This window comes from Gillisella vitis (genome assembly GCF_021559775.1).
GTDB classification, from domain to species: Bacteria; Pseudomonadota; Alphaproteobacteria; order Rhizobiales; family Rhizobiaceae; genus Allorhizobium; species Allorhizobium ampelinum.
In genome coordinates this window covers 383193-408663 of sequence record NZ_CP056048.1, presented here as the reverse complement: position 1 = coordinate 408663, position 25471 = coordinate 383193, and the positions used below count along the sequence as shown (strand labels likewise).

Below are 25471 nucleotides of genomic sequence, written 5' to 3'. Positions count from 1 at the left end.
TGTGGGGATGGCGACGTCGTCGAATATCGCCATCAACGACTGTCTTCCACCATCCGCAACCGTTCCTGGGCGTAGTGCATGAAGTGGCTGGCAGCGGGAGAGAGCGAACCCCGCGCCCGGTGAAGAATGTTCAGTCTTTGCAGTCCGGCAGACCCGGTCAGCGGAAGAAATACCAGTTCTCCGCTTTGCAGTTCGCGGTCCACATCGACGCGGTTGAGAAAAGTGACATGCGGTGCGCCATGCACCAGCCGCTTCATCAACTCCATGGAATTGGTCTCGACCACCGGCGTCAATTGGGCCTGGGCTGGCGTCAGGTTTTCAACCACCTCCCGCAGCGACAGGCTCTTGTCAGCCAGCACCAGCGGATAGATCAGGCAATCGGCGATCCGCACCGTCTTGCGCGTCGCCAACGGATGGTTGGGTGCAACCACAGCGCCAAGCGGATGCATGAATTCAGCGGCGCGCTGCAAGCGATTATCCTCAGGAAGATTATAGGCCAGCGCCAGATCTGCCGCCCCGGAAGCGACCATGTCGCAAACCGCGGCGCGATCCCCCACCTTGATGCGCAGGCTAACCTGCGGAATATCGGCACGGTAAGCAGCAATGATGTCGGCAAGCCTGCCCGCCGCCAGCGTTGCCATGGTGGCAATCACCACCTCGCCTCGGCTAAGGCCACGCAGGGCCTTGATCTGCACCCGCATCGTCTCATGCGCTTTCAGTGTCTCGCGGATATGGGCTATGAGGATTTCGCCGGAACTGGTCAGCTTCAACCCACGCGACAATCGCTCGAAAATTGGCGCGTCCAACTCCTGCTCCAGGTCAAGGATATAGCGATTGATGGCGGAGGCAGCGACATTCAGTGTCTTTGCCGCCTTGCGGATCGAGCCCTGCCGGGCGACTTCGTCAATATAGCGCAAAGCGCGGCCATGAAGCATCAGCGTTCCCGTCGCGCGACAGGGGCGTTTGCCCCTGTCCGCTGTCTGTCTGGCCACGATGGTATCATGGCTCGCCGGGTTCAACATCATTTCCGAGCGAAGTTGGCGTTGATGCGCTGCGTCAGATAATCACCGGCGGTGATCGCCTCATATTTGCCGAGCGGACCCTGCATGACAGCATCGCGATTGGCCTGGCAGAAGAAGGGAAGCGACAGGCGGCGGCCCAGATATTCGCCCGGACGCGGCATGCGGACGCGGTGAAGCGTCGATTGCAACTGATCGTCAGACCAGCGCATCAGCATATCGCCGATATTGCAGGTGATATAGCCGTTTTTCGGCGGCACATCCGTCCACTCGCCGGAGGCAGCATCCTTGCCGGGGCAGACCTGCAAGCCGCCCTCGCCTTCCTTCTGGTGCAGGATGGTCAGGCAATCGAAATCGGAATGGGCACCAGCCCGCCAGAACTCGAAATCCTCGGGCTTGGCATGTTCCATCGACATGTAATGGATCAGCCGCTGCGTCGATTGGTACTCACTGGATGCCGGATCATGCGCCTTGGTAAAGAAGTCCTCGGCAAAGCCCATCTTAAGGGCAAAGCAGGAGAGAATGCGCATGCCGAGTTCCCAATTCTGCCGCTCGAAGCGCAGCATTTTCTCCTTGAAATCAGGCAGTTCTTCTTCACTCGGCCACAGTCCGCCCATCATCGGGCGGGTAATCTGATAGCTTTCCTTGTTATCCGGCGTGCCGGTGGAAGGGCGCACCTGCGCCTTGAATTCCCATCCGGCATTGGTTCCCTTGGGCATCGGATACTGGGTCTTGATGTCCGCTGGCAATTCGAAGAAGGACCAAGCGGTCTCGAACGCCGCGTCGATATCCTGCTGCGGAATGCCGTGGTTATAGACCTGGAAAAACCCGATACCAACAGAGGCTTCCCACAATTGATCGGCGATCTCAGCCTTTCGATTGTCGAAATCGGCGAGATCAATGACAGGCACATCGCGCTCGACGGTCTTGCCGACGCCGCCAATGGTGGTTTCCTTGTTCAATTCGGCAAGGCTGTAGCTTTGCATAGTCATGGCAGTCTCCTTGAGGTTGGGCCAGGTACCGGCCGTTGAGGAGCAATGTCCGGGCATGCCCGACTGCTTCTACTCCGAAAAGAACGGGGGATTTTCCCCCGGCAAAAGGTTCAGTTGTTCTTTGGCAGGCTCCAGGGAAACAATAGTTTCTGTACGAGCAAAACCGCCTGAAACAGAATGAGCGACAAGGCCGCCAGCACGAACAGACCGGCCCAGGCCTGGGGCAGTTTGAACAGCGATGTCGAAAACTGGATGAAATAGCCGACACCCGCTTCGGACGCGCAGAATTCCGCAACCACGGCGCCAATCACCGCCAGCGTGATCGAGATTTTCAGCGCCGAAAAGATGTAAGGCACGGCAAAGGGCAGCCTGATCTGGGTGATCTCCCGAACGGCGGGTGCCCGCAGGCTTCTGGAAAGCTCGATCAATTCCGGCGGTGTCGCGGCAAGCCCGGTCGCCGTCGAGACAACCAGCGGAAAGAAGGTGATGAGACAGGTGATCACCACCCGTGGCGCATCGCCCGCCCCCAGCACGACGATGATGATCGGAGCCACCGCCACGACCGGCGTTGACTGGATGACGACCAGCAACGGATAAAGCGTCTTTGACAGAAGCGGTGAGCGCATCATGACGATGGCCAGCGGAATGGCGATGGCAATCGACAAGACATAGCCGATCATCGCCACCCGCAGGGTCGCCCACAGATGCAGGCCCCAGCGGTCGATCCCGATGGATGAGAAGGCGTTGAAGATCGAGGACGGCGATGGCAGCAGATAGGACGGGACTGCAAACAGCCGCACGGCCAATTCCCAAAACAGAATGACACCCGCCAGCGAAACAAGGGCTGCAAGGCCCGGCAGGCCCATGAGCTTGGAAACCGTATTGCGCAACGGCAGGTGCTGGCGAGTTCCAGCCACAGGTTCAGGCCGCCTGTCGCTTGAGGAGGAGGTCGCGGAGATAAGCGGTAAGGTCATGAATGGCTCTCTCGTTGGCTGTTTCGGGACCACGCGGACGGCCGACTGGCACGGCAATATCGGTCAGCACCGTGCCGGGACGGCCGGTCATCACCAGCACGCGGTCGGCCAGCAGCGCCGCCTCGTTGACGGAATGGGTAATGAACACCACCGTCTTCGGACGCTCGGTAAAAATCCGCAGCAGATCAAAGCCCATTACCTCGCGGGTCAGCGCATCGAGCGCCGAAAACGGCTCGTCCATCAAAAGGATATCCGGGTCCATCAGCAAGGCCCGCGCAATGCCGACCCGCTGCTGCATGCCGCCGGACAATTCATCGGGAAGCCGGGAGGCGAACCCCTCCAGACCGACCATCCGCAACAACTCGCCTGCCCGCTGCCGCTCCTTGGCGCTCACCCTGCCGCGCTTGTGGCGGGCCGGAAACAGCACATTGTCCTCGACTGTCGCCCAGGGCAGCAGCGTCGGCTTCTGGAAAACGATGCCGATATCGTCCCTCGGCTCAGTTACCGGATGACCGAACACCTGGAGCGAACCGCTGCTGGGCGCTAAAAGCCCGGCGATCATCCGCAGCAAAGTGGACTTGCCGCAACCAGACGGGCCGAGAATGGCTAGGAATTCGTGCCGCGCCACCTCGAAGCTGACATCGCGCAGCGCTTCCGTTTGTCCTGAGCGGGTCGAAAAGACCTGACCAAGCCGCTCAAAGCGGATTGCGGGTATCGTCATGCTCTTCACTCCGTCGGAATGAAGCTGCGGTTGACCACGGTTTCCGGGTCAAGCTTGGCCGGATCGATGGCTTGGGCGGCGGCAACCCGGCGCCAGGTCTCGGTCAGGCGCTTAGGCTCGAACACGCCCAACCCATCCTTGTCCGTGACCTCATTGAAAATCAGCGGCAGCGTGTCATTAATCGATCCCTTGACGTCTTCCGACCCCAGTTCCGGCACGACACTGGTGACGGAGGTGACGGCGGCATCAGGATTGGCGCGGGTGAATTGCACCGACTTCTTGTAAGCATCGATGAAACGTTTGGCGACATCCGGGCGCTTGGCCAGGAAATCCTCACTGGCGATCAACGAGGCCGAATAAAGCTCCAGCCCGGCAGCCGACCAGGGCAGCGCGACGATGTCCTTGCCCGCTTGGCGGGCCTGATTGGAATAGCGGGTGAAATCCGTCATCCAGGCAATGATGCCATCGGCATTGCCGGTCATCAGCATCGGGCCAAGCGCACCAGGATCAGCCTTGATCAGCTTGATCGCGGACGGATCGATGGACTGGTCCTTCAACACCAGCGGCAGATAGACATTGGACGAGGTAAACGGCGATGTGGCAATGGTCTTGCCCTTGACGTCGGCAACACTGGCGATAGAGCCACCCTTGATGACATAGAAGGCGTGCGGTCCCTTGTTGAACACCGATAGAACGCCAACAACCTTCACGCCTTCATTGGCACGGGCCGCCATCAAGGCGCCGATATCCGAAACACCAATATCGGAAGACCCCGCCGCCAGTTTCGAAATCGCCTCGGTCGAGCCTCGACCCGAGGCAATGGTCACATCCAGCCCCGCGTCCCGACAGAAGCCCTGATGGATACAGACATAAATCGGTGCTTTGTCGCCACCGGGCAGCCAATCCAACTGAAACGTAACCTTGTCGGCGGCAAGGGCAGTCCCGGAAAAAAGGCCAAGGGTGAACAGCGTGGACGCAAGCTTACGACGAAACATGGTGTATTTCTCCAAGGCTCAGTGTTCGATTTTCAAGGACAGCAGACAGGGGGGAAGCATGAACATGGCGGACGTGCGATGGCGCACCCCGCGTCCAAAAGACAGGGTTGTGATGGTGGTTTTTCGACAATTGGTGACAAGAACAGCGGCATGAAGGCATCTCTTCGACAGGGTTTACCGTCGAGCAATGCCCAGAGCCTCAGGCTCAGACCGCTTCTACTCGTGCTCAAACCATTTCACGCAAGCGCGGATTCTGCAAGAGTTTTAAACAATGCATGAAACTGCATATAAAATAGGCGAAACCCGACTGTGTCGCTGACAGCCTCTCGGTCCGCAGACACCGATCCTTATATTTCAACAGGCTGCGGCACGAACTTGCCGCAGGCGAAAAACCGGCATCGGTCAAAAAATAAGCGCTCTAATAAAGAGAACACAACAAGCGGAAAATTCTTATCGCGCTCCCTCGAAATCCAGCCGCAAACCGGTCTGCGCATCATAAAGATGCACGGTCTGCGGATCGATCCGGACACCCAGCCGGTCGCCGGAGCGAAGGCCGCGACCGCCCGAAACGACAATGGTCAATTCCGGCTCGGTTCTGGTCGTCACATAGGTTGACGATCCCGTCGATTCGACCAGCGCCACCTCGACGTCGAACGCGCCTTCGCCGGGAGGCGTCAGCGACAGGTGTTCCGGCCGCAGGCCAAGGGTTAGTGGCTGGCCTGGCGCAAGGCCATCAGTCATTCCGGCTGCAAATTTCAGAAGCTCCGCCTTCCCGACAAAATCAAGTTCCAGACCAAGCCCATCCGTCGAGACCCGCGCGGGAATGAAATTCATCGCCGGGGAACCGATAAAACCGGCAACGAAGCGGTTTGCAGGCCGGTCGTAAAGGTCCAGAGGTCGGCCCTGCTGCTCGATGACGCCATCGCGCATCACCACAACATGATCGGCCATGGTCATCGCCTCAACCTGATCGTGGGTGACATAGACGGAGGTGGCCTTCAACCGGTCATGCAGCAACCGGATCTCTTTTCGCATGTGCACCCGCAAGGAGGCATCGAGATTGGACAGCGGCTCGTCGAACAGGAAGGCCTTGGGATTGCGGATGATCGCCCGGCTCATGGCGACGCGCTGGCGCTGACCGCCGGACAACTCACGCGGATAGCGTTTCAACAGCGGCATCAGCCCGGTCGTTGTCGCCACCGCCTCGGCGGCCTGGCGCGCCTCTGCCTTGCCGACCCCTTTAATGCGCAGGCTATAGGTCAGGTTTTCCTCAACTGTCATATGCGGATAGAGCGCGTAGGACTGGAACACCATGGCGATGTCGCGCTTGCGCGGCGGCACATTGGTCATCAGGTTTCCAGCAATCTTCATTTCACCGGCGGAAATCTTTTCCAATCCGGCCAGTGACCGCAACAGTGTGGACTTGCCGCAGCCGGATGGGCCAACCAGGGCGACGAAACTGCCCTTTTCGATGGCGAGATTGATATTCTTCAGGGCATGGAAAGCGCCATAATGCTTGTTGACGCCATTCAATTCGATCTGGATGGTCATTTCAGGGCTCCCGAAGTGAGGCCGGAGACGATGCGGCGCTGTAAAAGAACGAAAATGGCGAGGATCGGCGTCACATAGATCGAGGCATAGGCCATGATCCCGTTCCATTCATTGGTATTGGGGCCCATGAAACTGTTCAGCCCGACGCTGGCCGGTTGCAGGTCCACCGATTGGATCATTGATTTGGAATAGACGAATTCCCCAAAGGCCTGCATGAAGATCAGGATGGCGCTGACGAGAATACCATTGCGGGCCAGAGGAAGGACGATGCTGAAAAACGCCCCGATCCGCGAATTGCCATCGACCATGGCCGCTTCCTCCAGCTCGATCGGCACCGTCATGAAGCTGGAACGCACCAGAACCACGAAGAACGGCATGCTTTTCGCCGCCACCGCCAACATCACGGCAAAGCGCGGCGTGTTCAGCAGGCCAAGCTGCGAAAAGCCGACGAAGATCGGGGTGATCATCAGCGAAGCCGGCAGAACCTGCAGCATCAGGATCAGGAACAGCCCGGCATCGACCCAACCATTGCGATAGCGCGCCAGCACATAGGCGCAGCCTGTCCCCAGGGTGCAGATGATACTGACCGAACCCAGCGCGATCACGGTCGAATTCCACAGATATCGGCCCATATTGCGGCTTTGCCAGACGTCGCTATAGACACCCCATTGCGGATCGTCAGGCCAGAAATGCGGCGGGGTGGCAAACATTGCCGAGCCGGTTTTCAGTGCTGTGACATACATCCAGTAGAGCGGGAAGAGATAGATCGCTGCCATGACGAGGGCGATGGCAAGCATCAGGCGGTTACGAACTGTTTCGCTCATCCGCGCACCTCATGACGTGTGGAGCGGACATAGACGAGCGATGCCAGAAGCACGAAGACGGTCATGATCACTGAAACAGTCGCCCCCTTGGCGAAGTCATATTGCCGGAAAGACAGGTCCCAGGCCCAATATTGCGCGACATTCGAGGCATTCGCCGGTCCGCCGGAGGTAATGGCGGCAAACAGGTCGAATTGCTGCAAGGTAAAGATCAGCCCCAGCGACACCAGCGCACCGATGGACGAGCGCATCATGGGCAGGGTGATGGTGTAGAACCGTTGCAACACGGTCGCGCCGTCCAGTTGCGCCGCTTCATACAGATCCTTGGGGATGCCTGATAGCCCGACCGACAGCAGGATCATGTTGAAGGACGTCCCAAGCCAGATATTGGCGATAATCACCGCCCACAGCGCATAGGCAGGGTCGGACCGCCAGAAGATATTGGCGCTGATCAGCCCGGTTTCGCGCAACATATAATTGAACACACCGAAATCGCCTGAGAGGATCCAGTTCCAGGTCGCGCCGACGACGAGGCCGGGCATGATCCAGGATACCAGGAACAGGCCGCGCAACCAGGAGGAACCGGGGAATCCCACCCCGAAAAACAGCGCCAGACCAAAGCCCAGAAGGAATTGCCCGGCAATCGACGCCACGACGAAAATCGCCGTATTAATAAAAATAGGCAGGGTTTCCGGCTGCGCCATCAAGTCGATATAGTTCTGAAAACCGACAAAGGGACGGGAGAAGGTTCCAAGGCTGAACATATCAACCTCCTGAAAGCTCATCACGATATTATAGAGCAGCGGCAGACCCGACATGACCAGCAGAAAGGCCAGCGGCACCCCGGCAAGACCGAAGTCAAAGCCACGCCCATCGACAATACTCGACATGATCCGTTTCATGAGACCTCTTTCTCCATTCGGAGCGCCGTCCAGGGGCCGCATTCTCACAGGAGACATGCAGCCCCGGCCGGGAGGAAAGGATAGTCATGCCACCCGGATTTTAAGCGAATGGCATGAACGCGGGATGGGCTTAGAGTTTGTCAGGGAAAAGTGGACTCCGGTTTTCCCGAAAAGACAAACGAAAACAAGAGAATCTAGAGTCTGTCTGGTTCAATCTGAACCTGACAGACTCTAGAGTTCAACCCAGGGCGGCTTTGATCTTTTTCTGCGCCTGGTCCAGCGCATCCTTGGGCGTCATCTGGCCGGTCAATGCGGCCTGGATCGCATCCTGGATCGCCTTGGAGATTTTCGGCCAGGCTGGATGTGGTCCGCGCGGTTTGGCATATTTCATCTGCTCGAGAAACACTTGCAGCGCCGCATCCTTCAGGGGCGAGCCCGTCGGCGGAATGGCGATATCGGACCGGGCTGGCAGCTGTCCGAAATTCTTGAACATATCCTTGTCCTGCGAGGCGAAGAACTCCAGCGCCTTGAAGGCTTCCGCCGGATGCTTGGTGCTGGAAAAGATCGCCCAGTTGAAGTCACCCATGCCCGACGACCGTTCAGCACCCGGACTTGGCACCGGCAACAGAGCGACACCCCAGTCGAATTTGGCCTCTTTCAGCATCCGGTCCAGCTCCCAAGGACCCGAAATCGCCATGGCGGCATTGCCGGAATTAAACGTGCCGGTCGAATCCCACTGGCCGCGCGTTAGCGTATCCGGCGAGGCCAGTTTTTCGGTCATGATGGTTTTCCAGGTCTCCAGCGCCTTTACCGCGCCCGGAGCATTGATATGGTCATAACCGCCGCCACCCATCTGCGCCCAGGGCAGGAACTGGAACGTTCCCTCTTCACTGGCCTTGGCGGAAAAAGCGAGGCCGTAGACATTCTTGGCCGGGTCGTTCAGCTTGCGGGCAGCGGCCAGAAGTTCGTCCCAGGTCTGCGGTGGCTTGAGTGGATCGAGACCCTTAGCCTTGAACATATCGCGGTTATAGTAGAGCGCGATGGTGTTGGTGGCTTTCGGCACGCCGAAATAGCGGTCTTTCCAGGTCACAGACGCCAACGGCCCCGGAAAATAGTTCGCGGGCTTGATCACATCCGACTTGGCGATCATGTCGGTAAGATCAAGGAAGGCGCCCCGTGAGGCAAACAGCGCATGTTCCGGATTATCGACCGCAATGATATCTGGCGCCTGACCGGTTGAATAGGCGCGCATCGCTTCCGTCACGACATCGTCGAACTGAAGGAGCCGATACTCGATCTTGATGCCATTGTTGAGCGCGTTGAATTGCTTGACCAGATTGGGTGCCGGCTGAATATCCTTGTCGAGCGACCAGAGATTGAGCGTAACATCTTCCGCCCGGGCGGTCGATGCAAGCGGGCAAGCCGTGGCAAGAGCCAGCACAGCGATCAAGGCACGTCTGTTGATGATCATGGGTTTCCTCCTCCGTTTCTATATCGTCCTCCAATCGCCCCACACCTCCATGCCGGACGATCTCGAGGCCTCATGCTATTTCAGCGAGGGATCGCCTCCGCCATAAGCTGCCATCTCGTCGATAAAATCGCCGCCACGCGCCTGTTTCAGATGGTTTAGGGCATGCACCTGACCGGTCATTTCCAAGGCATCGCGGTAGACCGGATCGTGCCAGCCTTCGATATCGATAGAGCCGCTATAGCCAGCCAGCCGTAATTCGCTGATCACATTGGTCCAATTGCTGTCGCCAAAGCCCGGTGTGCGCATGAACACGAACGGCTCCTTGCCGAAAATGCCGTGTTCACGAATAACGTCCCAGCGAATGGTGGCGTCCTTGCCATGCACGTGGAAAATCTTGGATGCCCATTTGCGGATCTGCGGCAGGGGATCAATCAGATAGACCATCTGATGGCAGGGTTCCCATTCAAGGCCGACATTGTCATCAGGCGTCTCGTTGAACATCAATTCCCAGGCGTCGGGGTTATGGGCGATATTCCAGTCGCCGCTCTGCCAATTGCCGTCCATGGCGCAGTTTTCAAAGGCGATGCGAATGCCCTTGTCGGCAGCGCGCTTCGCCAACTCGCTCCAGATTTCGCGGTAGCGTGGCAGGCTGTCCGTCAACACCTTGCCTCGCAGCCGCCCGGTAAAGCCTGCAACGCAACTCGCACCGAAATGATGGGCATTATCGATACACTGTTTCCAGCCCTCCAGCGTCTCAAAGTCGATGTCGGTTTCCTCAAGCGGATTGCCGAACATGCCGAGCGTCGAAATGGTGATATCGCGGTCGCCGATGGCATCGACGCAGCGCTTGCCAAGTTCGGCAAGGTTCTGGCCCTTGGTCGTCTGCCAGAAAAACGGCTCAAAACTTTCAAAGCCAAGACCGGCAATTTCCCGGATGCGGGTGGCCGCATCGCCGTTATTGCCGCTGATCATGGTGCCGATACGAATGGATTTTGCAGGATTGCTCACAGTCATGGTCCCTTATAGCGAAGCTGAAATGTCGATACGCTTGCCGCTCTTGGCGCTTTCGATGGCGGCAAACACCATGGCAAGACTGTTGATATTGTCGAAACCGGCAGTCTCAGGCGGCTCGCCACCGGCAACCGCTGCAATGAAGCTTTCCAGCACGCTGGCATGGCCATGCGTCTCAGCTGGCGCAACGTCATCAGAAACGTTTACGGTCGTATATCCACGTAACAGGCCGGGCTCGTCTGCGGCAATGGAGGCCTCAAACGCCTCTTCTCCGTCCCAGGTCAGCATGCCTTTGCTGCCGACCAGCCGCCACGCACTTTCCCAACTGGTCCTGCGCCCTTCAGCGCACCAGGAGCCGCGATAGGTGAAGACCACGTCGTCCGTGAACTCGAAGATCGCATTGGCGCTGGCGCCATGGGCATACCAGGAACCATGCGGATTGCGCTCCACGCAATAGGCCGCCAGCGGCTGACGATTGGCAATGAAGCGCGCCGCATCGAAGGTGTGAATTGCCATGTCGAGCAGCAGGACATGCTCCATCTCGTCCCGGAACCCACCGAAATGCGGCGCCAGGAAAAAATCACAATGCACTGCCGTCAACTCACCGATGGCACCGCTGTCCAGGAATTGCCGCATCCGGCGAACCCCTTGAATGAAGCGGCGGTTCTGCACAACGGCGTGGATACGCCCGGTCTCCGTGGCAAGCCTAATCAGGGCTTTCGCCTCTTGCAGCGAATTGGCCATGGGCTTTTCGCTGAGCACGTGGCATCCGGCTTTCAGCGCGGTGGAGACGATATCGAAGCGGGCAGCCGGGATGACGACATCGAAGACCAGATCGGCTGCCGTCCGCTCAAGAACATCGGCAAGAATACTGCCCTTCACCGCACCTTCAAGGCCGAATTCCTCTGCAAGGGACTCGGCTGCCGAGATGTTGACGTCAACGAGCCCGACAACGGAAATCCGCTCGGCAAGCGAGGGCGTGTCGGCAATGGCCCGAAGCCAGCCTTTGGCCATCGCTCCGCACCCGCATAAAACGGCTTTGAATTGCAAGATATCCTCCCTTGCATCCCATCCGGTCGCTATCGCGCCAGACATGGTTTCAGTTTCCGGTTTTCGATAGGCCGAAACAGCAAACGCTCTTTCGATAGCCTCAGCCGCGCAAACTCCTCTTTGCATCGACTTCCGTAAACGTTTACGATACTAATCGTGGTTTTCGTCTCATGTCAATACGCGACGCCGTTATTGCACTCGGCAGCACGATAAACCGCGCCAAGTTCAAGGGAAAAACCGATTCCTGCTTGCGAAATTTTGCAGTACACCGGACAAGGCAGAGCATGGAATTTACAACCCGCTTGCTATTCATAGCGTCACTTGGTGAGGTCGCTTCAGGGAGAGATTATCTGACATGAAGGGCATACATCAGCTTGCAAAACATCTCGACATCTCTATCGGGACCGTGTCGCGCGCGCTGAATGGACGCCCCGACGTCAACGCGGAAACGCGACGGCGGGTACTGGAGGCCGCTGAGGAACTGGGCTATGTCGCCAATCAGTCGGGCCGCAGCCTGCGCAAGGGGTCAACCAACGTCATCGGACTGATGATCGAGTCCGGCAAGGACAATGCCGACAACAGCGACAACTTCTTTTTCGGCGTCATGGACGGTTTGCAGACGGTGTTTGCCCGGCACAATCTCGACCTCGTCCTGCTCCCCTGCCCTGCCGACGAAGACCCCCTGGAATATCTTCAGCGCATGGTGGCCCGCCGCCTGGTCGATGCGATGATCATTTCGGCTACGCAGAGGGTCGATAAGCGTATTGATCTGTTGATCAAAACCAAAATACCCTTTGTAACCTTGGGGCGCAGCACGTCGGGCGGCAGCCATACCTGGATCGACCTGGATTTTGCCGGTGTCGCCAATTCCGCCGTGGATCGACTGGTGTCGAAAGGTCACCGTCGCATCGCCATCGCCGCCCCCTGCACTGATATCAACCTCGGCACCGTGTTTACCGACGCCTATCAGGCCGCGCTGGAGCGCAACGGCCTGGCCTTCGATCCGGCCTTGGTGCTGCGGGCGAAATCCAGCGAAAGCGGCGGCTATAGCGTGGGCAGCGAGCTGCTGGCGCTCGATCCGCGCCCGACCGCCATCATCCTGATTTACGAACTCATGGCGATCGGCCTCTACAGGCGGCTGGCTGAGGCCGGCGTCATCCCCGGCCGGGATATGGCCGTTATCGGGTTTCGTGAAGCGCCCCGCGCCCGGTTTCTGCAACCCGCTCTGACCTGCTACCGCCTTTCCCTGGAGGATCTCGGGGTGGAACTGGCCGAAACCTTGCTCGCCTCAATGCCGGATTATGCGGAAACATACAGAACCCATGCCCGCAATCGCCTCTGGCCACTAGAACTGGTTCCGGGCGAAAGCGATGCCTTCGACCTGCTGACATAGACCTGCCATAAGACTGTGCCTTGAGATCATCCTTGACCGTGCCGCAAAAATCCTCCCCGCCTCGCTGGAATTACGCTTGAAATTGCTAAGTTAGCAGCGGCCAGGGGCATGTTCTCTCTCGAATTGGCCTTGGCCGTTGACATACTCTACAACCTCAATAGATTTTGAAGTCTTAGGGGTTAAGGAGATCGCAATGTCCCGTTTTCGTACCGTGAAGATCATTGCCACGCTGGCGATAGCCGCAAGCCTCGCCATGCCCGCTGTTGCGGCCAATGTGACATTGCTCAACGTCAGCTACGACCCGACGCGCGAGCTGTACAAGGATTTCAATCCGGCATTCGCCGCCTATTGGAAGCAAAAGACCGGCGACAGCGTTTCTGTGAGAATGTCGCATGGCGGTTCGGGCGCCCAGGCCCGCTCGGTGATCGACGGTCTTGAGGCCGACGTGGTGACGCTGGCATTGGAAGCGGATATTTCCGCCATCGCCGAAAAGACCGGCAAGATCCCCGCCGACTGGAAAACCAAACTGCCAAGCAGCAGTTCGCCCTATACATCCACCATCGTCTTCCTGGTGCGCAAGGGCAATCCGAAAGGCATCAAGGACTGGGCCGACCTTACCAAGGACGGGATTGAGGTGATCACCCCCAATCCGAAAACCTCGGGCGGTGCCCGCTGGAACGTGCTGGCCGCTTGGGGCTGGGCGCTGAAAGCCAACAATGGCGATCAGCAGAAGGCCAAGGAATACCTGAGCGCCCTGTTCAAGCATGTGCCAGTGCTGGATACCGGTGCGCGCGGCTCCACTACCACCTTCGTGCAGCGTGGCATCGGCGATGTTCTGCTTGCTTGGGAGAACGAAGCCTTCCTATCGATTGATGAACTCGGCCCTGACAAATTCGACATCATCGTGCCGTCCGTTTCGGTCAAGGCGGAGCCGCCGGTCGCCGTCGTCGAGGGCAATGCCAAAGCCCATGGGACAGAAGCGGTCGCCAAGGCCTATCTCGATTATCTCTATTCCGACGCCGGACAAAAGATCGCTGCCAAGCATTACTATCGCCCTGCAAAGCCTGAATTGGCCGATCCTGCCGACTTGAAGCGGTTCCCGTCGGTTGATCTCGTCACCATCGAGGATTTCGGTGGCTGGGCAAAAGTGCAGCCGCAATTCTTCGCTGATGGTGGCCTGTTCGACCAGATCTACCAGCCCGGAAAGTAAGACTGCTCAGAAAGTAAGAAAATCAGAATGGCCCATAGTCCTGTTCAAGGCAGGTGGCAATTCCGTCAGCCGAGCGTTCTTCCCGGATTCGGGTTGACGTTCGGCTTTACGGTGTTTTACCTCGCCCTCATCGTTCTCATTCCCCTGTCCGGTCTGGTTTGGCGTTCCGCCGAATTGGGCTGGGCGGATTTCTGGCATATCGCGTCCGACCGCAGGACGCTTGGCGCCCTGAAGGTCAGCTTCGGCTCGGCCATCCTGGCGGCTATCCTCAATGTCGTATTCGGCGTGCTGGTCGCCTGGGTGCTGGTGCGCTACAATTTCTGGGGGCGGCGGATCATCGACGCGATGGTCGATCTGCCGTTTGCGCTGCCGACCGCCGTTGCCGGTATCGCCCTTGCCTCGCTCTACGCGCCAAACGGTTGGATCGGCTCGCTTCTTGCGCCGCTTGGCCTGAAAGTCGCCTATACCCAGGCTGGCATCGTCGTTGCCATGGTGTTTATCGGCCTGCCCTTCGTGGTGCGCACCGTGCAACCGGTCATGGAAGAAATCGACCGCGACGTGGAGGAAGCCGCGGCAACGCTGGGTGCCAGCCGCTTTGCAACAATATTCAAAGTGCTGCTGCCGGGTCTGGCACCGGCCATCATGACCGGCTTTGCCCTTGCACTGGCGCGCGGGGTCGGGGAATATGGATCGGTGATCTTCGTGGCCGGCAATGTCCCCTATGTCTCGGAAATCGCACCACTTCTCATCGTCATCCGGCTGGAGGAGTTCAACTATGCGGGCGCAACCGCCGTCGGTGCGGTAATGCTGGCGATTTCCTTTGCCATGCTTCTGTTGATCAATCTCATTCAGGCCGCAAGCCGGAGAAAATATGGCAATGACTGACCGCCGCTCCCCTACCTTTCATCGAGCGACGACCGAAACCCCCGTCGTCCAATGTCTGCTCATCCTCGTCTCGCTGCTATTCCTATTGCTGTTCCTCATGCTTCCGCTGGTGGCGGTGTTTTCCGAGGCATTCCGCAATGGCGCGAGCGCCTGGCTGGAAGCACTTGTCGAACCAGACGCCCTCTCGGCCATGCGGTTGACGCTGCTGGTTGCAGCGATTGCCGTTCCCGCCAACGTGATCTTCGGCGTTGCTGCTGCATGGGCGATTGCGAAATTCGAATTTCGCGGCAAGGCCTTCCTGATTACCCTGATCGACTTGCCGTTTTCGGTGTCACCGGTCATATCAGGTCTGGTCTATGTGCTGCTGTTCGGCTCCAACAGCCTGCTTGGGCCGTGGTTGCGCACGCATGGCGTCGAGATCCTGTTTGCCGTACCGGGCATCGTGCTGGCGACGATTTTCGTCACCTTCCCTTTCGTGGCGCGCGAACTGATCCCGGTCATGCAGGAACAAGGCACTGGCGATGAAGAGGCCGCGATCAGCCTCGGCGCCAGTGGCTGGCAGACCTTCTGGCGGGTGACGCTGCCCAATATCCGCTGGGGGCTGCTCTATGGCGTGCTGCTCTGCAACGCCCGGGCCATGGGCGAATTCGGCGCGGTCTCGGTTGTATCAGGCCATATCCGGGGCGTAACCAATACCATGCCGCTGCATATCGAAATTCTCTATAACGAATATAACTTCGCCGCCGCCTTCGCGGTCGCTTCACTGCTGGCAGGGCTGGCATTGGTCACACTCGTCCTCAAGACAACCATTGAACTGCGCTATGCCGACCAATTGTCGGCTGCCCGTGGGCATTGATCGGGAATTCGCTCATGGAACTGAATATTCGCAATATCCGCAAGGACTTCAACGCGACCGCCGCCCTCCACGAACTGTCGCTGGACATCCGCTCCGGCGAGTTGATCGCGCTTGTCGGCCCCTCCGGTTCGGGAAAAACCACCTTGCTGCGGCTAATCGCCGGGCTTGAGCGGCCAAGTGCTGGCCAGATTTTCTTCGGCGACGACGATGCGTCGCGCAAGACCGTGCAGGAACGGCAAGTCGGCTTCGTGTTCCAGCACTATGCGCTGTTCAAGCATATGACCGTGCTGGAAAATGTCGGCTTCGGCCTCACCGTTCGACCAAAGTCGTCGCGTCCGCCCAAGGCGGAAATCCGCAAACGCGCCTTGGAACTGCTCGATTTCGTGCAGCTGTCGGGCCTTGAAAAACGCTATCCGGCCCAGCTCTCCGGTGGTCAGCGTCAGCGCGTCGCGTTGGCCCGCGCCATGGCAATCGAGCCAAAGGTGCTGCTGCTGGACGAGCCTTTCGGCGCTCTCGACGCCCAGGTCCGCAAGGATTTGCGGCGCTGGCTGCGGGAAATTCATGATCGCACCGGCCATACCACCGTATTCGTCACCCACGATCAGGAAGAGGCACTGGAACTTGCCGACCGCGTCGTGGTGATGAGCCAGGGCCGCATCGAGCAGGTCGGCACCGCCGACGACGTCTATGACAATCCGGCGGCCCCATTCGTTCATCGCTTCATCGGTGAATCCTCGGCGCTGCCGGTGCGCATCGAATCCGGCGAGATCTGGCTTGATGACCGGCCGACCGGGTTGAAATCCGAAGGCAACGGCAATGCGACGCTGTTCTTCAGGCCGCAGGAAGTCGAGATTGTCGATGGGTGTGGCGGCTGCTTTGCCGGAACGGTGATCAGCAGCCGAAGACTGTCGGGAACCCGCCGTCTGGAACTGGAGCTTGGCGGCGCACGGCATCTGGCGGAAATCGACGTTCCCGTCGATCATCCCGCCGCCACCCGAACCGGGATATCCTTCCGCCCCAAACGCTGGAAAGTCTATCCGGCAAGCGCCTGACCCAGGCGTCACAAGGCACCAGCATCGTGCGGCAAACTGGAAACCGCACGATGCTGGAGGATGTTTACACATCTTCGCCTTGTATAAATTATCAATATCTCAAACACATAGAGAAAACCGGGCCGAAAGGCTCGGTCCCTCAAATTGCACGGGATTACACCCTGCATCTTCTTGCGGTGCCCTATCAGGAGCGATAAGCCAACAGGGCTTACAACTGATCGTCCTCCCAAGCGGACAGTTGTCAGTCGCGGTTGCCCGCAGCCAACACGCCGAAATTACGGTCAGGCTTTTTTGCGGAACAATCACGTTCTCCTCCGCGTTGCGGGCCGGCACTTGCGTATTCAAGCCGCAGCCACGGCCATCGCTCCGCCAGATCGTTAATCCATGCCGCAGTATTCCCGCTGCGCCGCATCAAGAAAAAAGAACCGAAAATGGCAGGAATTCAAACAGGCGCGCCGCAAACCGCGCACGCAGGAGCCAGCCGCTCCTATACCGGTCCGCTGATCGCGCTGACCTCTCTTTTCTTCCTCTGGGGCTTCATCACCTGCCTCAACGATATTCTCATCCCACATCTGAAAAACGTATTTCAGCTGAATTACACGCAGACCATGTTGATCCAGCTGTGCTTCTTCGGCGCTTATTTTATCGTTTCCTTGCCCGCAGGGGCTCTCGTCAAACGCATCAGCTATAAATGGGGTATTGTTACGGGTCTTCTCGTTGCCGCCATCGGTTGCGCTTTGTTCATCCCCGCCGCAAGCCTGCGGGTCTATGGCCTGTTTCTCGGCGCGCTGTTCGTGCTGGCGGCGGGCGTCACTATTCTCCAGGTGGCGGCAAACCCCTATGTCACCGTGCTGGGCGCACCCGAAACGGCATCGAGCCGTCTCACCCTAACCCAGGCCTTCAATTCGCTGGGCACCACCGTCGCGCCGATTTTCGGTGCCTTCCTCATTCTGTCTTCGGCAACGGCTGCCGTTGAAAATGCCACACCGGAGCAGATGGACGCCCTGCGCATGGCGGAAGCCGCAGCGGTCAAATTTCCGTATCTGATGCTGGCTATCGCCTTCCTTGTTCTCGCTGCCATTTTCGCAGCATTGAAATTGCCAGCGGTTGAGGCAGAAGAAGATGCCAAGTCCAGCGATGTGTCCGGCTCCGCCTGGGGCTATCGCCACCTGGTTCTCGGCGCGGTCGGCATTTTTCTTTATGTCGGCGCGGAAGTCAGCATTGGCAGCTTCCTGGTCAATTTCATGGCCGAACCCAGCATTGCCGGGCTGCCTGAACAGACGGCTGCCCATTACGTCTCCTATTTCTGGGGCGGCGCCATGATCGGGCGTTTCATCGGTTCCGCCGTGATGCGCTATATGGATGACGGCAAGGTTCTGGCCTTCAATGCGGTCGCAGCCGGTATTTTGCTGCTGGTCACCGTGCTGACAACAGGCCATGTCGCCATGTGGTGCGTGTTGTCGATTGGCTTCTTCAACTCGATCATGTTCCCGACCATTTTCAGCCTGGCGCTGAAGGGTCTGGGTCGCCATACCAGCCAGGGTTCCGGCATTCTTTGCCTCGCCATTGTCGGCGGCGCTTTGTTGCCCCTGGTACAGGGCGGTCTTGCCGATACGGTCGGCATCCACCTCGCCTTCCTGATGCCGATCCTCTGCTATGTCTATATCGCCTATTATGGCGCTCTCGGTTCAAGAACCGCAGCATAAACAGATGTCATGACATGTCGCCGTGCGTTCCCAGCGCGGCGACATGTCCATAACTTGCCTTTACGACGTGCGTTCCGGCATTGCCGAAGAGTGATGGGAGGAGATCAGCCATTTTCCGCCATCATAGTCATAGGTGAAGGTGTAGCGGGCCGGAACCTTTGTGCCATCCCCCAGGGTGAACGTGTAGACGCCGGTATCGATGGCCGTGTTGCAGCCCAGCTTGATCGTCCGGTTATCGACCACGCCCTGAGGCTTCTTTTTCAGAAAATCGACAAAATACGCGCGACGCTCTTCCTGCGTCAGCCGCGGCTGGTTCGACAGGGTTGCGAGGAGAACTGCATCATCCTCATAATTCGCGACAACTTTCTCCGGATCGAGCGTCGCAAGAGAGGCATTCCAACGATCAAACAACTTTTCCACCTGCTGCTGGGTCACTGGCGCGCATTCCTGTGCCATCGCGGGTGCGGCAAAAGACGATATCGAAAGACCGGCGATTACACCGAATGCCAAAAGAATTTTCTGCATAAGACAGCTCCTTTATCAAGCCCGAGCCAAGCCCAACGCCGGTCGGTTGCTTAGAAAAGTGGCTATGAAGAGAGGCTGTTACGTCTGCCGCATGGTGTCGAAAGGATATGCCGAATGGCCTATGTAAACTGGTCCTTCTGTGTCCTATCTCTCACATCGGCTACTGCATAATTCTTTAAACCGGAATCGGTTTAAAGAGAAAATTATGCAGCAGATATAAAGCGCTACAGCGAACCTTTGTGCGCCATATATGGCGCACGGCGCTGTAGGCGAACGCGCCTTGATACAGGAGCATGAGGACGAATGATGACGGCGACGGACCCGGAACACCTTGCCTCTCCCATCCAGGAATTGCGGACACTTTACCGGGAGGCGGAAGCCAGGGCCAGCCGGTTACGTCTCATCGTCGAAACACGCGCCAGCCTTGATCAATACCCTCTCCCCCGGGCGATCACTGATATCACCGGATTGATCGGCAGCTTTTGCGGCGGTGCGGCAATTCATTTGCGCACCCCAACAGATCAACACCAGACGATTGCCAATAATGCCATGGCCAGTAAGGATGGCCGGGTGCTCGTCATCTTCGAGGATCAGGCCATCGCAAGGATGGGCGACGAGGATAAAACCAGCCTTCAGATCGTCGCCGACCTTGTCGCCGCAGCCGTTTTCGCCGATGACAGAGAACAGGAGCGGGAAGCCCTGCTCCTGATGCTTGCCGAGCGCGAAAAGCAGCTTGCTCAATTGGTCGCCGCCATTCTCTCCACACAGGAACGGGAGCGCGCCCATATTGCCTATGACCTGCACGATGGCGTGGCCCAGACCCTGGTTAGTCTGCTGCATCACTTGCAGGCATTGGAAGCTGACCCGGGTTTGACGGCGGTCCTCGCGAATAAGGTCGATCAATGCAGTGAGATTGCCCGCCTGGCGATCCAGGATATCCGCCACGCGATTGCCGACTTGCGGCCCGCCGAACTCGATGACCTTGGCCTGCCAGCCGCCATCAGTGGAAAGCTCGACACCGTCGATGAAATCGCCTGTCGGCTGGACAACCGGCTACCGGATGGCCGTCTGCCTCAAGCCATTGAAATCGTTCTTTATCGTGTGGCGCAGGAAGCGATTACCAATGCCCGCAAACATGCGGGCTGCCAAAACCTGCTGTCAACGGGACGCTGGACATCATCAGCCCACTCAATGAAGGCACGAGGCTGATCGCCCGGGTTCCTCTGACCGAGAAAGGCGAAAGCCGATGACCAAAGCGCGGATTCTGATTGCCGACGACCACGACTTGGCCCGATCCGGTATTATTTCGGTGCTGTCGGGTGCGCCAGATCTGGAGGTCGTGGCCGAAGCGCGAGATGGCCTGGAAGCAATCACGCTAGCAGCACAGCTTTTGCCTGACATCGCCTTGCTCGATGTCCGGATGACACCGATGGACGGGTTGACGGCGGCGACAGAAATCCGCCGCGTATCACCATCGACGCGGATCATGATGCTGACGATGCATGACAGCCTCGACTATCTGGAAGCGGCAGTGAAGGCTGGAGCCAGTGGCTACGCGTTGAAGGATGTGCGGCGCGACACATTGTTGCGGATGATCCGGGCCGTTCTGGACGGTCAGGAATTTTTCGATACCGGATTGGTGCGGCGGATGCTGACCCGCGTATCGCGCACATCGCCAGCCGAGGACGCTATTTCTCAGCTGACCACCCGTGAGCGGGAAATTTTACAGGAAGTGGCAAGGGGCGCGACCAACAAGGAAATCGCCCGCAGACTGTCCATCGCTCCGGGCACGGTCAAGGTCCATGTCGAGCGCATCATTGCGAAATTGCGGGTGGGCGACCGAACCCAGGCAGCCGTGCTGGCAGCGCAGGCCGGATTGGTTGAGGGAGAGGCATGATGACGGAGTTCCCGGCAAAGACGATGATCTCCGCCCACAGTCGCTTTCGCTTTCTCAACCAACCTTTGGCCGTCAAAGGCCTGATCGTAATCGCATTGCCTCTGGCCTGTCTTCTGATTGCCCTCGGCTCCGTCTTTCTCGCTGACCGTGAAAGCCGAAAGGCAGAAAATTACGTGCGCGTCACCTTCGCCATTCAACAGGACATTCTGGAGCTACACGCTTTGCTGGCCGAAGGTGCCTCCGGCGTGCGGGGATATCTTCTCACCCGCGATGAGACCTTCCTTGCCCCCTACAAGAAAGCCGTGACGGAATTGCCTGCGGTGTTTGCCGCAATGCGGCCACTGATCATTGATGCGGAACAGCTTGAGCGGCTGAACCGGATGGAGCCTCTGGTTGACAAAAAGCTGAAGGGTCTTGCCTCCCTGATGCAAGGTTCGGTTTCGAATAACCAGATTCCGGAAGCTTTGCGGCAGACATTGATTGCCAACAAGGCCTTTCTGGACGAGTTGCGCCTGCAGATTGCCGAGATGCGGCTAAGGGAGGACGCCCTTCTGGCGCAACGAACGGCAAAGGCCGATGAAATCCGGGCGCTGTCGCAAAGAATTACCCTGTTGGGCGCGATCGCTGGTGTCATCGGATGCATCGGCGCTATCGTATTGATGTCAAAAGGCATTGTCCGGCGGGTCGATAGACTGAAACAGGCCGCCAGCCGCCTCGCCCAGGGCCAAAGCCTGAGACTGGCAGAACATGCAACGGACGAAATCGGCGAATTGTCGAGCGCGCTCGAAGAGGCAAGCCGCCTGCTGACGGCACGCGAGGAGGCTCTGCGGGAAAGCGAGGAACGCTTCCGGCTGCTCGTCGATGGCGTCCATGACTATGGTATTTTCGGGCTGGATGCAGATGGCACTGTGGTGAGCTGGAATGCCGGTGCAGAGCGTATCAAGGGGTATCGTGCAGACGAAATCATCGGTCAGCACTTTTCTCGCTTCTATCCTCTCGAGCATCGAGACACACGGCCGCTTCAGGAAATGGCGCAAGCCGCCGCCTTTGGCCGCGTCGAAGACGAGGGATGGCGGTTGCGCAAAGATGGCAGCCGGTTCTGGGCCAATGTGGTGATGACAGCCCTGCGCGATAAGCAAGGGCAATTGCGGGGCTTTTCCAAGATCACCCGCGATGTAACGGACCGGAAACGAACCGAAGAGGCCCTGTTGACCGCACGGCGTGACGCCGAACGGGCCAGCCAAGCCAAAAGCGAGTTTCTGTCGCGCATGAGCCATGAATTGCGCACGCCGCTGAATTCCGTTCTGGGCTTTGCACAGATCCTCGACATGGACATTGAGGATCGGGAGATGCGCGAAAGTCTGGCGCAAATCCTCAGAGCTGGACGGCATCTGCTCAGCCTGATCGATGAAGTTCTCGATATCGCCCGGATCGAGGCAGGCCGCATGGAACTGTTGATAGAGCCGGTCGGGTTGGACGATATCGTCACGGAAGCCATTGCCCTGGCGGCTCCCTTGGCCGAACCAAAGCGATTGACGATCAGTGTGGAGATGCAGGCCGCGGGCCAAACCATTGTCGCAGTCGATCGTCGCCGGTTTTTGCAAGTGCTGCTGAACCTGCTTTCAAATGCGGTGAAATTCAACAGGGATGGCGGTGAGATCCGATTATCCGCTCAATTACTGACTAACACCATGATCGCAATTGATATTGCCGACACGGGCTGTGGAATTGCGGATGTGGATAGGGACCGGCTCTTCAAGCCTTTCGAGAGGCTTGGCACCGACCGAAATGCAACGACCGGCACAGGCCTTGGCCTTGCCCTGTCGGTCAATCTGATGCAGGCCATGGATGGCGATCTTTTCTTGACCGAGAGTGACGCGACCGGCTCGGTGTTCTCCATCCATATTCCCGTGTCACACGCCCCTTACGCCGTGGCAGAAGCGGTGAAAACAGACGAGAAACGGGCAGTGGCAAGCGGACCGACAGGCAAAGCCACGGTCCTTTGCATTGAGGACAACCTTGTCAATCTCAACCTGATCGAAAACCTCGTGCGCCGCCGTTTAAAGACCAGGATCATTCCGGCCATGTTGGGTGGTCTCGGCCTGACGCTTGCCTTTGAGCACCGTCCCGATCTTGTTTTGCTCGACGTCGATCTGCCTGACATGAATGGGCTATGGGTTCTTGCCGCCTTGCGCGCCGATCCTCGGACGCAAACCACCCCGGTCGTTGTGATAAGCGCCGATGCCACGGAAAAAACACGCATGCTGGCGATGGAAAAAGGCGCAACGCATTACATGACCAAACCGCTGGACGTACGCCGCCTGATGAAAACCCTGGATGAGGTTCTGACGTGAATTTTCCCTTCGACCTTGCCTCAGAGGCGCAGATACTGATCATCGATGACGAACCCGCCAATATTGCCCTGTTGGAAAGGCTTTTGCGGCGCGAGCGTTTCGACCGGATTGCATCGACCACCGACCCGCGCGAGGCCACTGCTCTTTTTACAAAGCACAAAGCCGATATTATCCTGCTCGATCTTCTGATGCCGCATCTGGATGGTTTTGCCCTGCTTGACCAATTCACGCGGCTGATCGGACCGGATGATTTCGTTCCCATCCTTGTGCTGACAGCTGATGTGACAACAGAAACACGCCGCCGCGCCCTCTCGCTGGGCGCAAAGGACTTCCTGGTCAAGCCGATCGATACGGTGGAGACGGTTTTGCGTATCGTCAATCTGTTGGAAACGCGCTTTCTGTTCAAGGCGTTGAAGACGGCAACCCTGGAAAATCCGGCTGCCCAGCCCAACGATTTTCCAGGGTTGAAGTAGTCTCAAACAGACCCCGGATTATTTGGCCGGGCACGTCCATGTCAGATTGTGGAAATTGTAATCCCAGCTTTGCATTGGCACAAATTTATAGCCCGAGATGCACTTGCTGAAGGCCACCTTCTGCACTTTCGTCAGCAAATTCACGTCCGGTGCCTTATCGGAAATCGCCTGCTGGATCTGCTTGTAGATCGCATTCTGCTTCGCGCTATCGGTGGTGGAGCGGGCGTCATCGATCAATTTATCGACCTCGGCATCCTGCAACCATTCCATGGAGGCCCATGTTCCCGCCGATTTGGAATGATATTGCACGTAGAATACGCTATCTGGCGAGGGATAGGTTGGGCCATAGAACACTTGCGTGGCCGCAGGCGTGGTTTCCGGCTTGGCGGCCAGTTCGGTGATGCGGTTCCAGGGTTCGGGTTTGATGTCCACATCCACGCCGATCTGCGAAAGATTGGATTGCATCAGAAGCGCAATATCCTCTTCAAACGACAGGCCTGCCACGTAGGTCAGCGTCAGCTTGATCGGCTTTCCCGCATATTTGGACTTGGCAAGTTCCTCCTTGGCCTTTTCAAGATCAAATTCCGGCGCCTTCAGCGTATCGAGATAGGCATCCTTGAACACCGGAGCCAGCGGCCCCGCCAGCGTGTCACCGGTCATAATCTGTGTCTGGATGGTTTTGTAATCGGTGGCATATTGCAAGGCGCGACGCACATGCACATCGTCTGTCGGCGTGGCCTTGGTGTTGAGTTTCAAATAAAAACCGGTGGCCGTTGGTGTGGTCTGGACCACATAACCGTCGGTTTTGGCCAGAGCATCATAGGTCTCGTTGGCCTGGGTGGTGGAGGAAATGCCCAATTGGCCAGATGTCGCCAGCGCTTTGACGGTTGCCTCGTCATTGGTCTGCACAAAGCGCACTTCATCAATCGGGTTTGTTGGCCAGCCCGCGTAATATTTTTCATAGCGGCTGATGACCATTTCCGAGCCGCGCTGCCAGCTGGACAGCACATAAGGCCCTGCCCCCATGGATTTTTCGCCAACAACATCCTCACCCCAGGGCTGCTTGGAAGCGGCCTTGACGGCATCCTCATTGATAACAAGCAGAAGCGGCGTGGTGGTCAAGAATGGCGCATAGACCTTGTTGAGGGTGATAGTGACAGTGTGGGCATCCACCGCTTTCACATTGTCGGGGTTGATCAGCGTTGCAAACAGATAGGCAGGCCCCTTGTTGATCGCCAGCAGGCGCTGGACGGTATAAACAACATCCTTGGCCTCAACCGGAGAGCCATCCTGAAATGTTGCGTCCTTGCGCAGATGGAAGGTGTAGGTCAGGTTATCGCTGGACACATCCCAGCTCTCGGCCAGTTCCGGGATGATCTTGCCGGTGCTGTCCACGGTGGTCAGGCCATCGTAGAGGTTCACAGCGGCCAGATACTGGGTGTAATCGGTGATCTTGGCCGGATCAATGGTGCCAAACACCTGCGTTACATTCATCACGGTGGAGGTTTTTGCCATGGCCACGTGTGGCACGACAATGGCGGTTCCCATCGCCAAAACCACCGCAAGGTGCCTTAAAGTCTGTGTTGCGTTCATCTCATTCCCCTTTTTTTGAC

General features: G+C 58.0%; 23 protein-coding genes. 10 read left to right on the top strand and 13 right to left on the bottom strand.

Going from position 1 to position 25471, the window contains the following annotated elements:
- Positions 1–32: 32 nt before the first annotated feature.
- The 11 genes from AVCG78_RS19030 to AVCG78_RS18980 all read right to left on the bottom strand — a co-directional run bounded on the left by AVCG78_RS19030 (position 33) and on the right by AVCG78_RS18980 (position 11507).
- Positions 33–935 carry a LysR family transcriptional regulator gene (locus AVCG78_RS19030; RefSeq protein WP_139191585.1) on the bottom strand — a complete coding sequence of 301 codons (903 nt, stop codon included), beginning with the start codon at positions 933–935 and terminating at the stop codon, positions 33–35.
- Between the two features lie 86 nt (positions 936–1021).
- Entirely contained in the window at positions 1022–2005 is a 984-nt protein-coding gene (locus AVCG78_RS19025) for an isopenicillin N synthase family dioxygenase (RefSeq protein WP_409065500.1), read from the bottom strand.
- Positions 2006–2121: 116 nt separating this feature from the next.
- Entirely contained in the window at positions 2122–2877 is a 756-nt protein-coding gene (locus AVCG78_RS19020) for an ABC transporter permease (protein ID WP_071584566.1), read from the bottom strand.
- A 55-nt stretch (positions 2878–2932) separates the two neighbouring features.
- A complete protein-coding gene (locus AVCG78_RS19015; RefSeq protein ID WP_071206789.1) occupies positions 2933–3706 on the bottom strand; it encodes an ABC transporter ATP-binding protein in 774 nt (257 codons plus the stop codon).
- A 5-nt stretch (positions 3707–3711) separates the two neighbouring features.
- Positions 3712–4701: an ABC transporter substrate-binding protein gene (locus AVCG78_RS19010; protein WP_071206790.1), complete on the bottom strand. Its 990-nt coding sequence runs from the start codon at positions 4699–4701 to the stop codon at positions 3712–3714.
- A 450-nt stretch (positions 4702–5151) separates the two neighbouring features.
- Positions 5152–6252, bottom strand: a complete 1101-nt coding sequence (locus AVCG78_RS19005) for an ABC transporter ATP-binding protein (protein WP_071206791.1) — start codon at positions 6250–6252, stop codon at positions 5152–5154.
- Complete coding sequence (locus AVCG78_RS19000; RefSeq protein ID WP_071206792.1) at positions 6249–7076, bottom strand: carbohydrate ABC transporter permease; 828 nt, start codon at positions 7074–7076, stop codon at positions 6249–6251. Before AVCG78_RS19000 ends, AVCG78_RS19005 begins: the two co-directional genes overlap by 4 nt.
- Positions 7073–7975, bottom strand: a complete 903-nt coding sequence (locus AVCG78_RS18995; protein WP_071206793.1) for a carbohydrate ABC transporter permease — start codon at positions 7973–7975, stop codon at positions 7073–7075. The genes AVCG78_RS19000 and AVCG78_RS18995 overlap by 4 nt, the downstream gene beginning before the upstream one ends.
- Positions 7976–8213: 238 nt before the next feature.
- Positions 8214–9446, bottom strand: a complete 1233-nt coding sequence (locus AVCG78_RS18990) for an ABC transporter substrate-binding protein (protein WP_071206794.1) — start codon at positions 9444–9446, stop codon at positions 8214–8216.
- A 75-nt stretch (positions 9447–9521) separates the two neighbouring features.
- Entirely contained in the window at positions 9522–10454 is a 933-nt protein-coding gene (locus tag AVCG78_RS18985; RefSeq protein WP_071207234.1) for a sugar phosphate isomerase/epimerase family protein, read from the bottom strand.
- Between the two features lie 12 nt (positions 10455–10466).
- Positions 10467–11507 carry a Gfo/Idh/MocA family protein gene (locus AVCG78_RS18980; RefSeq protein WP_071207236.1) on the bottom strand — a complete coding sequence of 347 codons (1041 nt, stop codon included), beginning with the start codon at positions 11505–11507 and terminating at the stop codon, positions 10467–10469.
- A 355-nt stretch (positions 11508–11862) separates the two neighbouring features.
- On the opposite strand from AVCG78_RS18980, the gene AVCG78_RS18975 reads away from it, so the two are divergent.
- The 6 genes from AVCG78_RS18975 (at position 11863) to fucP (ending at position 18609) form a co-directional block, all read left to right on the top strand.
- Entirely contained in the window at positions 11863–12900 is a 1038-nt protein-coding gene (locus AVCG78_RS18975) for a LacI family DNA-binding transcriptional regulator (protein WP_012653769.1), read from the top strand.
- 253 nt (positions 12901–13153) lie between these two features.
- Complete coding sequence (locus AVCG78_RS18970) at positions 13154–14110, top strand: sulfate ABC transporter substrate-binding protein (RefSeq protein ID WP_409065499.1); 957 nt, start codon at positions 13154–13156, stop codon at positions 14108–14110.
- A gap of 27 nt (positions 14111–14137) precedes the next feature.
- The gene (cysT, locus tag AVCG78_RS18965) at positions 14138–14995 is read left to right on the top strand and encodes a sulfate ABC transporter permease subunit CysT (protein ID WP_012653767.1); all 858 of its coding nucleotides are present in this window, start codon (positions 14138–14140) and stop codon (positions 14993–14995) included.
- The gene (gene cysW / locus AVCG78_RS18960) at positions 14982–15851 is read left to right on the top strand and encodes a sulfate ABC transporter permease subunit CysW (protein WP_012653766.1); all 870 of its coding nucleotides are present in this window, start codon (positions 14982–14984) and stop codon (positions 15849–15851) included. The genes cysT and cysW overlap by 14 nt, the downstream gene beginning before the upstream one ends.
- 14 nt (positions 15852–15865) lie before the next feature.
- Entirely contained in the window at positions 15866–16903 is a 1038-nt protein-coding gene (locus tag AVCG78_RS18955; RefSeq protein ID WP_012653765.1) for a sulfate/molybdate ABC transporter ATP-binding protein, read from the top strand.
- A 431-nt stretch (positions 16904–17334) separates the two neighbouring features.
- Entirely contained in the window at positions 17335–18609 is a 1275-nt protein-coding gene (gene fucP, locus AVCG78_RS18950; protein ID WP_012653764.1) for an L-fucose:H+ symporter permease, read from the top strand.
- Positions 18610–18669: 60 nt separating this feature from the next.
- On the opposite strand, the gene AVCG78_RS18945 is transcribed toward fucP, so the two are convergent.
- Complete coding sequence (locus AVCG78_RS18945; RefSeq protein ID WP_234617674.1) at positions 18670–19065, bottom strand: SgcJ/EcaC family oxidoreductase; 396 nt, start codon at positions 19063–19065, stop codon at positions 18670–18672.
- A gap of 372 nt (positions 19066–19437) precedes the next feature.
- Between AVCG78_RS18945 and AVCG78_RS18940 the strand changes: the two genes are divergently transcribed.
- The 4 genes from AVCG78_RS18940 to AVCG78_RS18925 are packed head-to-tail and all read left to right on the top strand — an operon-like array spanning position 19438 to position 23858.
- Entirely contained in the window at positions 19438–20343 is a 906-nt protein-coding gene (locus AVCG78_RS18940) for a sensor histidine kinase (protein WP_156601493.1), read from the top strand.
- Between the two features lie 37 nt (positions 20344–20380).
- Positions 20381–21031: a response regulator gene (locus AVCG78_RS18935; protein WP_012653761.1), complete on the top strand. Its 651-nt coding sequence runs from the start codon at positions 20381–20383 to the stop codon at positions 21029–21031.
- Complete coding sequence (locus tag AVCG78_RS18930; protein WP_234665024.1) at positions 21028–23385, top strand: PAS domain S-box protein; 2358 nt, start codon at positions 21028–21030, stop codon at positions 23383–23385. Before AVCG78_RS18935 ends, AVCG78_RS18930 begins: the two co-directional genes overlap by 4 nt.
- A complete protein-coding gene (locus AVCG78_RS18925) occupies positions 23382–23858 on the top strand; it encodes a response regulator (protein WP_071206798.1) in 477 nt (158 codons plus the stop codon). The genes AVCG78_RS18930 and AVCG78_RS18925 overlap by 4 nt, the downstream gene beginning before the upstream one ends.
- Positions 23859–23876: 18 nt before the next feature.
- On the opposite strand, the gene AVCG78_RS18920 is transcribed toward AVCG78_RS18925, so the two are convergent.
- A complete protein-coding gene (locus AVCG78_RS18920) occupies positions 23877–25451 on the bottom strand; it encodes an ABC transporter substrate-binding protein (RefSeq protein ID WP_071584476.1) in 1575 nt (524 codons plus the stop codon).
- Between the last annotated feature and the right edge of the window lie 20 nt (positions 25452–25471).

Excerpts from the sequence above, each read along its gene's own strand:
- AVCG78_RS19030 (WP_139191585.1), bottom strand. The coding sequence starts at position 935 with ATGCTTCATGGCCGCGCTTTGCGCTATATTGACGAAGTCGCCCGGCAG.
- AVCG78_RS19025 (WP_409065500.1), bottom strand. The coding sequence starts at position 2,005 with ATGCAAAGCTACAGCCTTGCCGAATTGAACAAGGAAACCACCATTGGC.
- AVCG78_RS19020 (WP_071584566.1), bottom strand. The coding sequence starts at position 2,877 with ATGGGCCTGCCGGGCCTTGCAGCCCTTGTTTCGCTGGCGGGTGTCATT.
- AVCG78_RS19015 (WP_071206789.1), bottom strand. The coding sequence starts at position 3,706 with ATGACGATACCCGCAATCCGCTTTGAGCGGCTTGGTCAGGTCTTTTCG.
- AVCG78_RS19010 (WP_071206790.1), bottom strand. The coding sequence starts at position 4,701 with ATGTTTCGTCGTAAGCTTGCGTCCACGCTGTTCACCCTTGGCCTTTTT.
- AVCG78_RS19005 (WP_071206791.1), bottom strand. The coding sequence starts at position 6,252 with ATGACCATCCAGATCGAATTGAATGGCGTCAACAAGCATTATGGCGCT.
- AVCG78_RS19000 (WP_071206792.1), bottom strand. The coding sequence starts at position 7,076 with ATGAGCGAAACAGTTCGTAACCGCCTGATGCTTGCCATCGCCCTCGTC.
- AVCG78_RS18995 (WP_071206793.1), bottom strand. The coding sequence starts at position 7,975 with ATGAAACGGATCATGTCGAGTATTGTCGATGGGCGTGGCTTTGACTTC.
- AVCG78_RS18990 (WP_071206794.1), bottom strand. The coding sequence starts at position 9,446 with ATGATCATCAACAGACGTGCCTTGATCGCTGTGCTGGCTCTTGCCACG.
- AVCG78_RS18975 (WP_012653769.1), top strand. The coding sequence starts at position 11,863 with ATGAAGGGCATACATCAGCTTGCAAAACATCTCGACATCTCTATCGGG.
- AVCG78_RS18970 (WP_409065499.1), top strand. The coding sequence starts at position 13,154 with ATGCCCGCTGTTGCGGCCAATGTGACATTGCTCAACGTCAGCTACGAC.
- cysT (WP_012653767.1), top strand. The coding sequence starts at position 14,138 with ATGGCCCATAGTCCTGTTCAAGGCAGGTGGCAATTCCGTCAGCCGAGC.
- cysW (WP_012653766.1), top strand. The coding sequence starts at position 14,982 with ATGGCAATGACTGACCGCCGCTCCCCTACCTTTCATCGAGCGACGACC.
- AVCG78_RS18955 (WP_012653765.1), top strand. The coding sequence starts at position 15,866 with ATGGAACTGAATATTCGCAATATCCGCAAGGACTTCAACGCGACCGCC.
- fucP (WP_012653764.1), top strand. The coding sequence starts at position 17,335 with ATGGCAGGAATTCAAACAGGCGCGCCGCAAACCGCGCACGCAGGAGCC.
- AVCG78_RS18945 (WP_234617674.1), bottom strand. The coding sequence starts at position 19,065 with ATGGCACAGGAATGCGCGCCAGTGACCCAGCAGCAGGTGGAAAAGTTG.
- AVCG78_RS18940 (WP_156601493.1), top strand. The coding sequence starts at position 19,438 with ATGATGACGGCGACGGACCCGGAACACCTTGCCTCTCCCATCCAGGAA.
- AVCG78_RS18935 (WP_012653761.1), top strand. The coding sequence starts at position 20,381 with ATGACCAAAGCGCGGATTCTGATTGCCGACGACCACGACTTGGCCCGA.
- AVCG78_RS18930 (WP_234665024.1), top strand. The coding sequence starts at position 21,028 with ATGATGACGGAGTTCCCGGCAAAGACGATGATCTCCGCCCACAGTCGC.
- AVCG78_RS18920 (WP_071584476.1), bottom strand. The coding sequence starts at position 25,451 with ATGAACGCAACACAGACTTTAAGGCACCTTGCGGTGGTTTTGGCGATG.